Genomic DNA, 13,703 nt, shown 5'->3' with positions numbered 1-13,703 from the left:
GGACCTTTGCTATCGTATCCACGCCCTTCATCCCCGAAATCCACCGCTCTTCCAAAAGCGGCAGCATGCAGGAAAACGGGGGTCAAAATTACATGCCGATCCCCAGTCCTACAGGGTCAACATTCCATGCAAAATCACAATGACGCCAGCTGCGCCTTCAAGGTCTCGATCAGGGTATCCCGCGCCTCTAACCGCCGGGTCTGTTCGGCCAGTTCCCGCGCTTGCGTCACGATGATGGCCCGGAGGGCCTCGATATCATCAGGCAGGTTGGAGGCGGTCGGGATCATCAGCGAAGCATAGCCGATTTGTCCGGATGGCGGCACTCATATCACGCTGGAATCACTCGTTTTTACGCCGATCTTCCGGGCGGCGCCGACCAGGATGGTCGTCGCCAGTCGATCCCCTCCCACAGCATCGCCAGCTGAGCTGCCGTCAGCCTTGCCGTTCCATCCGCAGCGGAGGGCCAGGGGAAGCGGCCCCTGTCCAGAACCTTGTAATAGAGGCAGAAGCCCTGACCGTCCCAGAACAGAAGCTTGATCCTGTCACCATAATAATCCGGTACGGATTGCGTTCTGCAATCCTATGGCCGGCCACGGAAGGCGAACACCGCGCCCGAGGACGGCTTCTGTCGCAAGTCCGCCTGAACCAGCGCCGCAAGACCGTCGATCCCCTTGCGCATATCGATCGTCCCGCAGGCAAGATAGACGCGGGCACCAGATCCTGGCCCGATCATGCCTCTTCTGCCACGCGGATCAGAGCCCGCAAGGTCGCAGCATCGAGCGAATGGTCGAACTTCAGGACACGGCCACCCTTGCAGCGGATCTCGACCTTGCCGCCACGGATGGCTCTGCCGGCCTTCTCACACTCTCCTGACCGGTCAGATCGCGGTGGTTCTTCTGACGTCGGGACAATCGTCACCGGCAGGAACGACGGGGTAACCTGGTCCCCCGTTGCCGCAAGGCGAAACGCGCGGCGCCAGGCATAAATCTGTTGCGGCAGGATATCGTGCTGTCGCGCAACGGCGGAAACACCCAGACCGCTCGTCGCGACCTCGAGCAGGATCGCCCGCTTCTGCTCCTCTGACCAGCCGCGGCGCCGCTCGACCCCCGTCAATATCTCCAACCGTCTCACCCGAGACCTCGTGACGTCGCCAAATATGGAATTAGCGACGTAACTTCAGCCGTTCGCGGGAAATCGAAAAGGCGCGCTCACCGGACGCTTACATTGCACGCCGGTTGGTCGAAGAAAATGCGTGAAATAATCAGAAATCAGAGCGGACGGCCTCATTCAATCAGATCGGAGTCCGCTCTGGTTCACCTCATTCAATAGCCGATTGCCGCTGTGCCGCGCTGGCGCGTATCCGCCGCGCCTTGCAGCCATCCCCCCTGCAGCAGGATGGAATTCGCCGAGCCCGAGACCGCGCCGGGCCGGACATTCTGGCCGCGCTCCGCGAGCAGCTTCAGGGTATCGGGCGACAGGCCCGGCTCGACGAGCAGCGCATCCGGCTTCCATTGGTGGTGGATGCGGGGTGCCGCCACAGCTTCCGCGAGGTTCATGTCGAAATCGATCACGTTGGTGATGACCTGCAAGGTCGTCGAGATGATGCGGCTGCCGCCGGGCGAGCCCGTGACCATGAAGGGCTTGCCATCCCGAAACACGATGGTCGGCGTCATCGAGGAGAGTGGCCGCGCGCCGGGATGCACCGAATTCGCATCCGACCCCACGAGCCCATAGGCGTTCTGCGCACCGGGTTTCGCAGAAAAATCATCCATTTCGTTGTTCAGCAGCACGCCCGTGCCGGCAGCCACGAGGCCCATGCCGTAGGAGAAATTCAGCGTGTAGGTGTTCGCGACCGCATTGCCCTCGCTGTCTACAACCGAATAATGCGTGGTCTGGTCGCTCTCATGTGGCAGGGGATCGCCGGCCTTGATGTCATCTGCCTTGCTCGCCTTCGAGAGATCGATCTTGGCACGCTGCTTCTCGGCATAGGCCTTGGAGGTGAGGCCCTTCACCGGCACTTTCACGCGGTCGGGATCGCCAAGGAAGGTGGCGCGATCGGCATAGGCCGGCTTCATCGCTTCCGCGAGGGCATGCAGGCTCGCGGCCGAGCCCGCGCCCATGGCCTTGAGGTCAAACCCTTCGAGAATGTTCAGGATTTGCACCAGATGCACCCCGCCCGAGGAGGGCGGCGGCATGGAGGCAAGCGTGTAGCCGCGATATCTGCCTGTCACCGCCGGGCGGATCACCGCCTTGTAGTTCGCCATGTCCTCCACGGTCATGATGCCGCCGGTCTCGCGCACGGCGGCGACGATCTGCTCGGCGATGCGCCCCTTGTAGAAGGCATCCGGCCCCTGCTGGCGGATGGATTCAAGCGTGTTCGCGAGGTCCGCCTGCACCAGCATCGAGCCACGCGGCAGGGCTTTGCCGTCCTTCGCGAAGATCGCCATGGAGGAGGGGAACCTGCTCATGCGACCCATGGCGCCCGGCAGCGAATCCGCGAGATCCTCTGCCACCGGAATGCCCTCGCGCGCGAGCTTCACGGAAGGCTCGATGAGTTGCGCCAGCGTGAACTTGCCGGAGCCGTATTTCTCAAGCGCCAGCGCCATGCCGCGCACTGTGCCCGGCACACCAACGGACAAACCCGAATCCCGTGATTTCTGCGGGTCCGGTTCGCCGGCGGCATTGAGAAACATGGTCGGCGTGGACGCCGCTGGCGCGATCTCGCGGTAATCGATGGCGACCGTCTCGCCGGTCTTCGCAAGATGCACCAGCATGAAGCCGCCGCCGCCGAGATTGCCCGCGCGCGGAAGGGTCACGGCAAGCGCGAAGCCGACGGCCACGGCCGCATCCACCGCATTGCCGCCGCGCTTGAGGATATCCACACCGATGGCGCTCGCGAGCCGCTCCTGCGAGGAAACCATGCCGTTCTGCGCCAGAACCGGCAGAAGGCGGGCATTCTGCGCGATGATCGGGGGAGCTGCGAGCGGGGGCGCCTGCGCGGCAGCAAGGCCGATGACGCCAAACCCCGCGAACAGCGCTGCAAGAAATGATTTCACGCGCATGGAACCCTCCCCTCCAATGGACGGAGCAGAGAGACTAAAGCAATTTCCAGCGAAGTGGGAACCGGTTCGCGCAAAGAAAATGCTCCGGAGCCGGCCGGAGGGCCTTGTCGATTGCTTTCCCGTGCAAAGCGCGTCAGCGTATCGAAGCAACGGCCTCAGCGCGGGGCAGCCGGCACCCAATCGACGGCAGAGGCACCCGCACCCGGCCCCCGCTGCGGCTCGATTCCCTGCGGCTGCGCCCGCATGGGCGTGACCGCGAAGCTCTTCGTCCATTTCAGCGCCTTGTAATCGAAGCCGCTCTCGATCGTTGGCTTCACGATGGCGAAGTAGGGCGAGATATCAAAATCACGCGGCGTGTAGAGTGAATGGTGGCGGATATGCAGGATCTCCCGCCGGGCATAGCGGGATTTCACCTTGCGCCGGCCATCGACCGTCTCGACACGAGGCAGGATCGGGTAGCGCACGGACTGGAAGGCCTCGGCGATGAGCGTGGAGCAGATGGCGCGGCTCGGATCGCCTGAACCCAGCGCCAGCATGCGGCGGCGCCAACGGGTGGGGACGGGCATCGGCACGAGAAAGCGCATCAGGTCGAGGACGTTCTTCACGTCGTAGCCATGGCCGAGGCGATGCTTCAGGAAGCCGATCACGCGCTCCAGGTCTTCCCCCTTCAGCGCCACGGGGCGGCAGATGCGCAGATGCGTGTTGCGATACTTGGAAAGCGGCGAGGAAATCACGCCCTCGCTCATTTCGGCCTCGATCAGCACATGCGGCTCGCCATTCGGCTCGGCCCGACAAAGGCAATCACCGACATAGATCGCCGAATGCGACCAGGTGGATTGCGTGAGATATTTGATGACCGAGGAAACCCGGATATTGCCCTCGACAAGCACGACGTCACCGGGCTTGAGAACGGAAGTCAGCACGCTGAAATCCGGAGAGACCGCCGGCTCATAGCCTCGGATCGGCTTTTCCAGAAAACGCGCGATGGCGCGGCCGAGCAGATTCATAACGCATTCCCCTCGAGTATTCCCTCGATGAATGCGAACAGTTTAGCATGCTCTTCTTTACGTAACCGCTGCCGATAGAGGGTGTAACGGGGCATTTCCATGCTGAATTCAAATTAACTTTACACGAAAATTAACTTTACACGAATCTGGACGCAGCAGCGCACTTATTCCGCGCCGAGCGCCAATTGCTCTTCCAGCATCAGGCGGGCGCGGGCGCGCATCTTCTCGGTATCGCTCTTCAGCTGCCCGCAGGCCGCGAGGATATCCCGTCCGCGCGGCGTGCGGATCGGCGAGGAATAGCCGGCGGAGAAGACGAGATCGGAAAACTTCTCGATTCTCTCCCAATCCGAGCACGCATAGATGGAACCCGGCCAGGGGTTGAAGGGGATGAGATTGATCTTCGCCGGAATGCCCTTCAGCAGCTTCACCAGCGCGCGCGCTTCCGCAAGGCTGTCATTCACGCCCTTGAGCATCACATATTCGAAGGTGATCCGGCGTGCATTCGACACACCGGGATAATTCCGGCAGGCCTGCAGCAACTCGGCGATGTCGTATTTCTTGTTGATCGGCACGAGCACGTCGCGCAGCGGATCATTGGTGGCATGCAGCGAGATCGCCAGCATCGTGCCCGTATCCGTGCCGAGCCGGGCGATCTCCGGCACCACGCCGGATGTAGAGACCGTGATGCGGCGCCGGGAGAGCTGCAGCCCTTCCGGATCGGTCAGCACGCCGATCGCATCGCGCACGTTCTCGTAATTGTAGAGCGGCTCGCCCATGCCCATGAAGACTATGTTCGAGACGAAGCGTCCGCCATCATTCGGCACGAAGGCACCTTCCGGCGGGGTGCGGCCGGGATAATCCCCAAGGCGGTCGCGCGCGACCAGCACCTGGCCGACGATCTCGCTCACCTCCAGATTGCGCACGAGCTTCTGCGTGCCGGTATGGCAGAAAGAGCAGTTCAGCGTGCAACCGACCTGCGAGGAAACACAGAGCGTGCCACGATCCTTCTCCGGGATGTAGACGCACTCGACCTCTGCACCCTTGTCATGGGCGGTGCGGGAAGGGAGCCGCAGCACCCATTTGCGCGTGCCATCGACCGAGACCTGCTCGCGCACGATCTCGGGGCGGGCCAAAGTCGCGTTGGCATCCAGCAGCGCGCGAAGGGTTTTTGCGACATTGGTCATCTCGTCGAAACCAGTCGCGCCGCGCACATAGAGCCAGTGCCAGATCTGGCCGACCCGCATGCGGATTTCCTTCTCCGGTACGCCATGCCCACTGAGGAACTCGGCAAGAGCCGCGCGCGGCAGTCCAGCCAGCGTCGGCTTTGCCGTAACCGGCAAGGCGGCAGCTGCGACAGGTGCGGAGGAGACAGCGAGGTCAGGAATCACGGGCATTCCTCTTCCGGCTTTCGGGGGGATCAGCCCGGACATTCCTTGGCCATGCGTTCCAGGGCCTGCGCGAAACCCTTCAGGCTGTAGCGATCCGTCAGCGCATTGCCGCGCGCCGAGGTCACCTTGATCAGCAAATTCTGTCCCCGACGCATCGCTTCGAGCAGCTGGACCTCCTGCGCCTGGTTCTTCAGAAAGGCGTTCTCGCCCTCGGTCAACAGCGCGAAATTGGCGGTGCCGATAGTCAGCGTGCCATCCTCCCGAGGCTTGGCGCCGAAGCCGAGGCGAATCGCCACCTCGTTCTTCGCGCCATCTCCGATGCGGGTGGAAACGAAGATCGAGGCGGGGTCGCGCTTCAGATTCTTGGGCAGGCGCTCGTTCGGCGAAGCCAAGGCATAGCACACACGGGCACGCCCCTGGCCGGAAATCGCCGCCTTCCAGTCGCCGAAGGTCCCGAGTTCGAAGGTCCCGTTCGGATTTGCGCGCTGCTGCGCCGTCGCCGCCGGGGCATTGGCCGGAGGGCGCTGCTGGGCCACGGCCGCGCTCGCACAGGCCGCAACCAGCCCGGCCGCAAGCACCCAACGGGACGCTTTCCCGGCAAGGGAGCCCTGCCGCACCGCGATTTTTCGACCGATCATCGTCTCTCCTGCTGCCCTTTTCCTGCCACGGCTGGCCATGGCACGGCTCAGATTTCCCGAATCTGCGTTAGCTCATCCCGCTTGGCGGGGGAAGCGCCACCTTCCCTTATCTCAGCGCAACTTTGGCAAAAATGCGCCGTCGAAACGATCGGGCGGGCAAAATCAAGACGACATATCGTCGCGAATTTCCTCGCGCCCTTTGGCACCACCATGTTACAATAAAAATTCGGATCGGCCTGATACCGAGATCTGAGCCAGGCCTTATTTGTGACGGAGTTACTCCCGATAAGGTCGGGAGGCCAAGCCATGGACAAAGTTGACCCCCCGGCATCCGCTTCCGCGGGCGGCTCGCGAGCCGAGGATTGGTCACGTCTGGTGGCGCGCGTGGCGGAAAGCCGTGACAAGGAAGCCTTCACCACGCTTTTCGACCATTTCGCGCCGCGAATCGAGGCGCATCTGCAGCGGCTTGGCCTCGATGTCGCGCAGGCCGAGGAAATCGCGCAGGATGTGATGATCACGCTCTGGCGCAAGGCCTCCTTGTTCGATCCCGCGAAATCGGCGCTTTCGACCTGGCTTTATCGTATCGCGCGCAACCGCCGCATCGATCTCAGCCGGCGCGACCGCACGGATTACGTCGATCCGCAATCGCCCGCGATTCTCGAAATCGCTTCCGAGGGGCAGATCGACCAGGCCTTTGACGGCCAGCAGCGCGATGACATCGTGCGCGGCCTATTGACCGAATTGCCCAACGAGCAGCAGGGCCTCGTGAAACTTGCCTTTTACGAAGGGCTCTCGCATTCCCAGATCGCCGAGCGCACGGGCATCCCGCTGGGCACCGTGAAATCGCGCCTGCGCCTCGCCTTCACGCGCCTCAGGCGCGGGCTCGAAGCGGCAGGCGTGGAGGAATCGCGCTAGAGCATTTTCCGATCCATTGGATACCGGTTCGCGCAAAGAAAATGCGACAAGATAAAAAGATACAGCATCCGATCTCATTCGATCAGATCGGAAAATGCTCTAAGCCATCGCTTTTGCGGCCCGCTGCTGCGCCTCCCGTCGGCACGAGCACCGGGTGAAGCAGCCCGCGCACGCGGGCCATCTTGCCCGCCAGGGCCGGGCGATAGACCTGCTTCGTCGCCTCGATCACGTGAAGCCCGGCGAAGGGCAGCGACAGGCTCGCGCCGAGGCGCTCCCAACCCATCGCGGTCTGCAGGATGAAGCGCCGGCTGATCGGCGGCACGTAAAGCGCCTCGCTCCAATGCGAGGGCGTGAAGAGCGCGTGGCGCAGAAGCGCTGTGAGCTGTCGCCGCGAGAAGGGCTGTCCGGCGCCGAAGGGGGTGGTGTCCACCCGCGCCCACGGCCCGCGCCGGTTCGGCACGATGATCATCACATGACCACCCGGCGCGAGAATGCGCCAAATCTCGCTCATCAGCGCGGAGGGGTCGTCGGATACTTCCAGCGAATGGACGAGCACCACCCGGTCCATCACGGAATCCCGCAAGGGCAGTTCGGAGCCTTCGACAAGGCTCACGGCCGAGAGCATGCCGCGCGGCCAGGGCGCCACGCCCTGCCGGGCGGGCATGAAGGCGATGGTGCGCTCGGTGCCTTCCCGCAGGTCATCGAGATAGGGGATCGCATAACCATGTCCGAGCAGCGCCAGCCCTTGCAGGCTCGTCCAGCGCGTGCGGATGGCCCGCAGGATCATCCGTTGCGCCACCCGTCCCAGCGGGCTCGTATAGAAGGACCGGAGATCGATGACATCGGGTTGCACGCTGCTGGCTCTTTCACTGGACAAGGCGCATGGGGCGCGCAAGGATGGATTGTCCCCACACTGAGAAAGAATAGCGATGGAGATCGCGCTTTTCACCTGTCTTGCCGACAATTACGCCGTTCTGCTGCGCGATGAGGCGACGGGCGTGGTCGCGCTCGTCGATGCGCCGGCCGCCGAACCTGTGATGACGGAGCTGGAGAAGCGCGGCTGGGGTCTCGATCTCATCCTCATCACGCACGGTCATCACGACCACATCGCGGGCGTTCCGGCTTTGGTGGCCCAATACGGAGCCAGGGTGATCGCGCCGGCGCTCGCGGCCGATCTGTTGCCGAAGGCGGATCGCTTCATGAGGGAGGGCGACCGGTTCAGCATTGGCGAGATCGCGGTGGAGGTCTGGGATACGCCGGGCCATTGCATCGATCACATCAGTTTTCATTTGCCGGCTGAAGAAATGATCTTTGTCGGCGATACAATGTTCACGATGGGTTGCGGACGCATCTTCAACCTTCCGCCTGATCTGCTCTTTGCCTCGCTTCGGCGCATCGGTGGCCTGCCGGAAACGACCCGCATCTTCTCCGGCCACGAATACACGCTCTCGAATGCGCGATTCGCGGCTGCCACCGAGCCGGATAACGCCTCGATCCGGGCGCGACTTCGCATGATCGAGGCGATGCGTGCCGGCGGCATCCCGACCGTGCCCACGACGGTGCGGGAAGAGCGCGCGACGAACGTCTTCCTGCGCGCGAAAGACTTGGCGGAATTCGCGGCCCGACGAGAGGCCAAGAACAGGTTCTGATCCGTCTTCCGCCTCCGGTTTTCGAGAATTTTTCGATGTCTGATTCCAGCCTCTCCGCCCGCGAGATCATCCGCCTGCTCGGGCTGCAGCCGCATCCCGAAGGCGGGCATTTCCGCGAGACCTTCCGCGAGCCAGAGACAGACGCGGCGGGCCGCTCGGTCGGCACGGCGATCTACTACCTGCTGGAAGCGGGCGAAGCTTCCGAATGGCATCGCTGCGATGCCAGCGAACTCTGGCACTATTATGCCGGTGCTCCCATGGTCATCACCATCAGCCCCAACGGGCATGATGCCGCCGCCCATCACCTTGGCCCGAACCTCGCCACCGGCCAGCGGCCGCAGATCCTCGTGCCGAAGAACCATTGGCAAAGTGCGACAAGCCTCGGCGCCTGGACGCTTGTCGGCTGCACGGTCTCGCCGGGTTTCGAGTTTGCCGGCTTCGAAATGGCGCCGGAGAACTGGCGCCCCACGCCGCGCAAAGGTGGCGCGTGAGCTCCGAACTCTACGGTGATCTCGCGGAGGTGCGGGCTTGCGAGCAGCGCATCGTGAATTGCTGGCCCGCGCGGAGCACGCTGATCTTCGGCGGTTTCGCCGTGCGCTTTGCCCATGGCTATTCCGGCCGGGCAAATTCGGCTTCCGCCATCCAAACCAGGGCGTATCTGGGCGAAGCCGACATTGCGGTGATCGAGCAGCTCTATCGCGGGGCTGGCCTGCCGCCGACCTTTCGCGATACGCCCCTGATGAGCCGCGCCACGCGCAAGCGGCTCGACCGGCGCGGATATGTTCTCAAGGATGCGAGCTTCGGCATGATCGCGGATTTCACGGGCGTCACCTTCCCGCGCAGCACGGATGTTGAAATCGCGCGCAAACCCGGCCCGGAATGGCTCGAAGGCATCTCACGATTCCAGACACCGGAAAAGCGATCGCCCGCGCATCTCAGGGCGATCGTCGGGGCCATCCGCGTGCCTGCTTTCTTCGCGACCGCGCGACAGGGAAGCCGGGCCATCGGCTTTGGCTATACGGCCGTGGATCGCGGTTATGCTGAAATCGCGTCGGTGATGCTCGATCCCGCCGCGCGCGGGCAGGGCATCGGGCGGGGCATGGTGGAGACCCTGCTCGCGGAAGCGGTGGCGGCGGGTGCGACAAGGGGCTTCCTGCAGGTTGAATCGAACAATCGCATTGCGAGGGCGCTCTACCAGAAGCTCGGCTATCGCGATCTCTACCATTACGAGACGATCTGGTTGAAGGGCTGAAAGGGTCAGCCCTTGCGCGCCACCATCGCGCCGATGACGATCAGCGCGCAGGCCGCCGCAAGAGCGAGGCTTGCTGGCGCAAAGCCGAACACCACGAGCAGCACCGTGGAGAGCACCGGCGTTGCATAGGAGGCGACGCCGAGGAAGCTCACATCGCCGCGCTTCATGCCGATATCCCAGCAGATCAGCGCGAGGCCCTGCGAGCCAAGGCCGAGGCCGAGCAGGCCGATGGCATTCTCCCAGCTCCAGTCGGTATAGGGCGCTTCCAGCAGGCGATGGAGGAGGAGGGACAGCACGCTCGCGATCAGGATCGTGACGCCGAGGCTCTCCGTGGAGGATGAGGCGACGAGGCGTGAGAGCACGGAATAGCTCGACCACACGACAGCCCCAAGCAATGCGAGGCCATAGCCCCACCAGGCCGCCTCTGTCGCCCCACTCCCCAGCTTGCCGCCAACCAGCAGAAGCAGCGCCCCAAGCCCCATCAGCGCGCCTATGAGATGGCGGGGGCGTAGGCCTGCTCCCGGCAGCATCGCCGCGAAGAGCACGATGAAGAGCGGCCACAGATAGTGGATCAGGTTCGCTTCGGCCGGCGGCGCGAGCTTCAGCGCGGCGAAATAGATCACCGTGTCGCCGAACGGGCCGTAGAGCCCCAGCAGGAAGGCCGGCAGGGTGGGTTTCAGCTTCAGCCAGTCGCGCCGCCACACGGCCGGGCTCACGATCACCAGCCCGCCCAGCGCGAAGCAGATGGCGGTGGTGAGGAACGGCGGCATCTTGCCCGTCATCGCCGTGAACAGCGCCAGTGTGGCCCAGATGGCAATGGCGCCAATGCCGATGATGGTGGGGCGGGAAAGAGCGTGCATCAAATCAAAAGTCTAAGACCCGCGAGGGCAAAGGAAAAGGGCCGGATTCCCGGCCCTTCCGGTGATAATCCCCGAAAAACCGGGCTCAGACCATGTATTGCCCGCCATTGGCGGAAAGTGTCGAACCGGTGATGAACCCGGCATCATCCGCCGCCAGGAACACCACCGCGCGGGCGATTTCCTCCGGCTCGCCGAGGCGACCCACCGGAATCTGCGGCAGGATCGCCTTTTCGAGCACATCCTGCGCGATCGCGCGCACCATGTCCGTGCCGATATAGCCCGGGCAGATGGCGTTGACGGTGATGCCGGCGCGCGCGCCTTCCTGCGCCAGCGCCTTCACAAAGCCGATATCACCCGCCTTGGCGGCGGAATAGTTCACCTGGCCCATCTGGCCCTTCTGCCCGTTGACCGAGGAGATGCAGATGACACGGCCGAACTTTCTGGCGCGCATACCTTCCCAGACCGGGCGGGTCATGTTGAAGAGCGAATTGAGGTTGGTGTTGATGACGCCATACCAATGGTCTTTTGTCATCTTGTGGAACATGCTGTCCTTCGTGATGCCGGCATTATTCACCAACACGTCGATCGGGCCGAGTTCGCTTTCCACCTTGGCGATGCCCGCGGCGCAGGCATCGTAATCCGAAACATCCCATTTGTAGGTGGGAATGCCCGTTTCCTTCGTGAAGGCGGCGGCAGCCTCGTCATTGCCTGCATAGGATGCGGCTACTTTGTAGCCGGCGGCCTTCAATCCCTTCGAAATCGCTGCGCCGATGCCGCGCGAGCCCCCAGTCACCAATGCGACGCGTGCCATTGTTCGATCCCCTCGTTATCTGGCGTTTCCGGTCTTCGGTTTTGACCCGCGCGCTCGTTCCAGCCGGCGCGCGGGGCCTATTTCGGGAAGGATCAGCGCTCGACGCAGAGCGCCACGCCCATGCCGCCGCCGATACAGAGCGTGGCGAGGCCCTTCTTCGCGCCGCGGCGCTTCATTTCGAAGAGCAGCGTGTTGAGGATGCGGGCACCCGAGGCGCCGATGGGATGGCCGATGGCGATTGCGCCGCCATTGACATTCACGATCGAGGGATCCCAGCCCATATCCTTGTTCACGGCAAGGGCCTGCGCGGCGAAGGCCTCGTTCGCTTCCACGAGATCGAGATCCGAGACCTTCCAGCCGGCCTTCTCGAGCGCGCGGCGGGAGGCCGGGATCGGGCCCGTGCCCATGATCGAAGGATCGACGCCGCAGGTGGCCCAGGAAACGATGCGGGCCAGCGGCGTGATGCCGCGCTTCGCGGCCTCGGATTCGGTCATCAGCACGGCCGCGGCCGCGCCGTCATTGATGCCCGAGGCGTTGCCGGCGGTCACGGTGCCGTCCTTGATGAAGGCCGGGCGCAGCTTCGCCATGGCATCGAGCGTGGAGCCGTGCCGGGGATATTCATCCGAATCAACCAGCACATCACCCTTCCGGGTCTTCACGGTATGCGAGACGATCTCATCCTTGAACTTGCCGGCCTTCTGCGCCGCCTCGGCCTTGTTCTGCGAGGCGACGGCAAACTGGTCCTGCTCGTCCCGCGTCAATTGCCACTTGGCGGCGACGTTCTCGGCGGTCTGGCCCATATGATAGCCCTGGAAGGCATCCCAGAGGCCGTCACGCAGCATGGTATCGACCATTTTCATCTCGCCCATCTTGGTGCCGGAGCGGAGATAGGCGGCGTGCGGAGCGAGCGTCATCGATTCCTGGCCACCGGCCACGATGATCCTGGCATCGCCATTCGCGATCTGCTGCATGCCGATCGCCACTGTGCGCAGGCCCGAGCCGCAGAGCTGGTTCAGTCCCCAGGCGGTCTTTTCCTGCGGGATGCCAGCCGCCATCGCGGCCTGACGCGCCGGGTTCTGTCCGGTATTGGCCGTGAGCACCTGGCCCAAGATCACTTCGTCGACCTCGGCCGGCGAGACGCCGGCGCGCTCGAGGGCACCCTTGATGGCCGTGGCGCCCAGTTCATGCGCCGCCACATCGGCGAAAGCGCCGCTGAAGGCCCCGACGGCGGTGCGGGCCGCACTCGCGATGACGATCGATTGAGAAGCCATGTTTTCCTCCTGCGGCCGGCCGTATGACACGAATTTGTAGGACCTGACCCTAAATGCTATGAGACGGGTCAAGCAACCATCGTCAAGACAGAAAACCGGATGACGACGATGGTCGGGGGCGGGGTTGCAATCACCGAATGGCGGCCAGCATTGGTCGCTCGCCAGAAGAGGGAATGGTGGAGTTCATGGCCGAACAAGGCGCCAAAGCCGCGACGATCATCAAGAAATACGCCAATCGTCGCCTCTATCACACGGGCACGAGCTCTTATGTAACGCTGGAAGATCTCGCGCAGATGGTGCGGGCCGGCGAGGACTTCGTCGTGACCGATGCCAAGACCGGCGAGGACATCACGCGGTCGGTTTTGACGCAGATCATCTTCGAACAGGAAAACAAGGGCCAGTTCCTCCTTCCGATCACCTTCCTGCGCCAGCTGATCCAGTTCTATGGCGACCACATGCAGGCCCTTGTGCCGCGCTATCTCGAAATGTCACTGACGCGGTTCATGTCCGATCAGGACAAGCTGCGCGAGCAGATGACCAAGGGTTTCGGTGGCACGGCGTTCAATCCCGCAGCCTTGGGCCAGCAGGCCATGGCTGCGATGGATGAGCAGGTGCGCGCCAACATGGCAATGTTCGAGGAGGCGATGCGCGCATTCTCTTTCGGCGGTTTCCCGCCGTCCAAGCCAGGCAGTGAGCCCAAGAAGGACAACTAACCCGTCTTATTCATGAGGGGCAATTTCCCGTCGGTTTGGGCGTTCCCAGCAACCGTTGGTCACGGTTTTCCGTTTCGTGTTTTTCACCGCTTCGGGGACTGGCGCTGGAACATGGGGGAACGCGCTGGAGGGATGGC

Annotated in this window: 15 protein-coding genes and 1 pseudogene; 5 read left to right on the top strand and 11 right to left on the bottom strand. The window is 63.3% G+C overall.

Annotated elements, in window-relative coordinates:
- Nucleotides 1-134: 134 nt before the first annotated feature.
- The 7 genes and pseudogenes from ACKODO_RS02935 to ACKODO_RS02905 form a co-directional block, all read right to left on the bottom strand.
- On the bottom strand, nucleotides 135-287 hold the full coding sequence (locus tag ACKODO_RS02935; protein WP_408981958.1) for a hypothetical protein: 153 nt from the start codon (nucleotides 285-287) through the stop codon (nucleotides 135-137).
- 62 nt (nucleotides 288-349) lie between these two features.
- Nucleotides 350-733: pseudogene (tnpB, locus tag ACKODO_RS02930) on the bottom strand (IS66 family insertion sequence element accessory protein TnpB).
- Nucleotides 730-1,122, bottom strand: a complete 393-nt coding sequence (tnpA, locus tag ACKODO_RS02925) for an IS66-like element accessory protein TnpA (RefSeq protein ID WP_408981957.1) — start codon at nucleotides 1,120-1,122, stop codon at nucleotides 730-732. Before tnpA ends, tnpB begins: the two are co-directional and overlap by 4 nt.
- A 200-nt stretch (nucleotides 1,123-1,322) precedes the next feature.
- A complete protein-coding gene (gene ggt, locus ACKODO_RS02920) occupies nucleotides 1,323-3,062 on the bottom strand; it encodes a gamma-glutamyltransferase (protein ID WP_408981956.1) in 1,740 nt (579 codons plus the stop codon).
- 155 nt (nucleotides 3,063-3,217) lie between these two features.
- Nucleotides 3,218-4,069, bottom strand: a complete 852-nt coding sequence (locus tag ACKODO_RS02915; protein ID WP_408981955.1) for a YiiX/YebB-like N1pC/P60 family cysteine hydrolase — start codon at nucleotides 4,067-4,069, stop codon at nucleotides 3,218-3,220.
- 164 nt (nucleotides 4,070-4,233) lie between these two features.
- A complete protein-coding gene (rlmN, locus tag ACKODO_RS02910) occupies nucleotides 4,234-5,499 on the bottom strand; it encodes a 23S rRNA (adenine(2503)-C(2))-methyltransferase RlmN (RefSeq protein WP_408981954.1) in 1,266 nt (421 codons plus the stop codon).
- Nucleotides 5,487-6,095: an invasion associated locus B family protein gene (locus ACKODO_RS02905; protein WP_408981953.1), complete on the bottom strand. Its 609-nt coding sequence runs from the start codon at nucleotides 6,093-6,095 to the stop codon at nucleotides 5,487-5,489. Before ACKODO_RS02905 ends, rlmN begins: the two co-directional genes overlap by 13 nt.
- Before the next feature lie 306 nt (nucleotides 6,096-6,401).
- On the opposite strand from ACKODO_RS02905, the gene ACKODO_RS02900 reads away from it, so the two are divergent.
- Nucleotides 6,402-7,010: a sigma-70 family RNA polymerase sigma factor gene (locus ACKODO_RS02900; protein ID WP_408981952.1), complete on the top strand. Its 609-nt coding sequence runs from the start codon at nucleotides 6,402-6,404 to the stop codon at nucleotides 7,008-7,010.
- An 82-nt stretch (nucleotides 7,011-7,092) separates the two neighbouring features.
- On the opposite strand, the gene ACKODO_RS02895 is transcribed toward ACKODO_RS02900, so the two are convergent.
- On the bottom strand, nucleotides 7,093-7,863 hold the full coding sequence (locus ACKODO_RS02895) for a class I SAM-dependent methyltransferase (protein WP_408981951.1): 771 nt from the start codon (nucleotides 7,861-7,863) through the stop codon (nucleotides 7,093-7,095).
- A 76-nt stretch (nucleotides 7,864-7,939) separates the two neighbouring features.
- Here ACKODO_RS02895 and gloB point away from each other — a divergent pair, with 76 nt between their 5' ends.
- Genes gloB through ACKODO_RS02880 form a run of 3 tightly spaced genes read left to right on the top strand, consistent with a single transcriptional unit; the run spans nucleotide 7,940 to nucleotide 9,911 of the window.
- Nucleotides 7,940-8,659, top strand: a complete 720-nt coding sequence (gene gloB, locus ACKODO_RS02890) for a hydroxyacylglutathione hydrolase (protein ID WP_408981950.1) — start codon at nucleotides 7,940-7,942, stop codon at nucleotides 8,657-8,659.
- Nucleotides 8,660-8,694: 35 nt separating this feature from the next.
- Entirely contained in the window at nucleotides 8,695-9,150 is a 456-nt protein-coding gene (locus ACKODO_RS02885) for a cupin domain-containing protein (RefSeq protein ID WP_408981949.1), read from the top strand.
- On the top strand, nucleotides 9,147-9,911 hold the full coding sequence (locus ACKODO_RS02880; protein WP_408981948.1) for a GNAT family N-acetyltransferase: 765 nt from the start codon (nucleotides 9,147-9,149) through the stop codon (nucleotides 9,909-9,911). The genes ACKODO_RS02885 and ACKODO_RS02880 overlap by 4 nt, the downstream gene beginning before the upstream one ends.
- Before the next feature lie 5 nt (nucleotides 9,912-9,916).
- On the opposite strand, the gene ACKODO_RS02875 is transcribed toward ACKODO_RS02880, so the two are convergent.
- The 3 genes from ACKODO_RS02875 to ACKODO_RS02865 all read right to left on the bottom strand — a co-directional run bounded on the left by ACKODO_RS02875 (nucleotide 9,917) and on the right by ACKODO_RS02865 (nucleotide 12,853).
- On the bottom strand, nucleotides 9,917-10,771 hold the full coding sequence (locus ACKODO_RS02875; protein WP_408981947.1) for a DMT family transporter: 855 nt from the start codon (nucleotides 10,769-10,771) through the stop codon (nucleotides 9,917-9,919).
- An 85-nt stretch (nucleotides 10,772-10,856) separates the two neighbouring features.
- A complete protein-coding gene (phbB, locus tag ACKODO_RS02870; RefSeq protein WP_408981946.1) occupies nucleotides 10,857-11,582 on the bottom strand; it encodes an acetoacetyl-CoA reductase in 726 nt (241 codons plus the stop codon).
- Nucleotides 11,583-11,674: 92 nt separating this feature from the next.
- Entirely contained in the window at nucleotides 11,675-12,853 is a 1,179-nt protein-coding gene (locus ACKODO_RS02865; RefSeq protein WP_408981945.1) for an acetyl-CoA C-acetyltransferase, read from the bottom strand.
- 185 nt (nucleotides 12,854-13,038) lie between these two features.
- Here ACKODO_RS02865 and phaR point away from each other — a divergent pair, with 185 nt between their 5' ends.
- Entirely contained in the window at nucleotides 13,039-13,566 is a 528-nt protein-coding gene (gene phaR / locus ACKODO_RS02860; RefSeq protein WP_408981944.1) for a polyhydroxyalkanoate synthesis repressor PhaR, read from the top strand.
- The last annotated feature ends 137 nt before the right edge of the window (nucleotides 13,567-13,703 follow it).

The sequence above is a fragment of the Rhabdaerophilum sp. genome (assembly GCF_046092605.1).
In the GTDB taxonomy this organism is placed as follows: domain Bacteria; phylum Pseudomonadota; class Alphaproteobacteria; order Rhizobiales; family Beijerinckiaceae; genus Rhabdaerophilum.
Note: the sequence above shows the minus strand (reverse complement) of the source record. Positions and strands in the feature narration are given on the sequence as shown.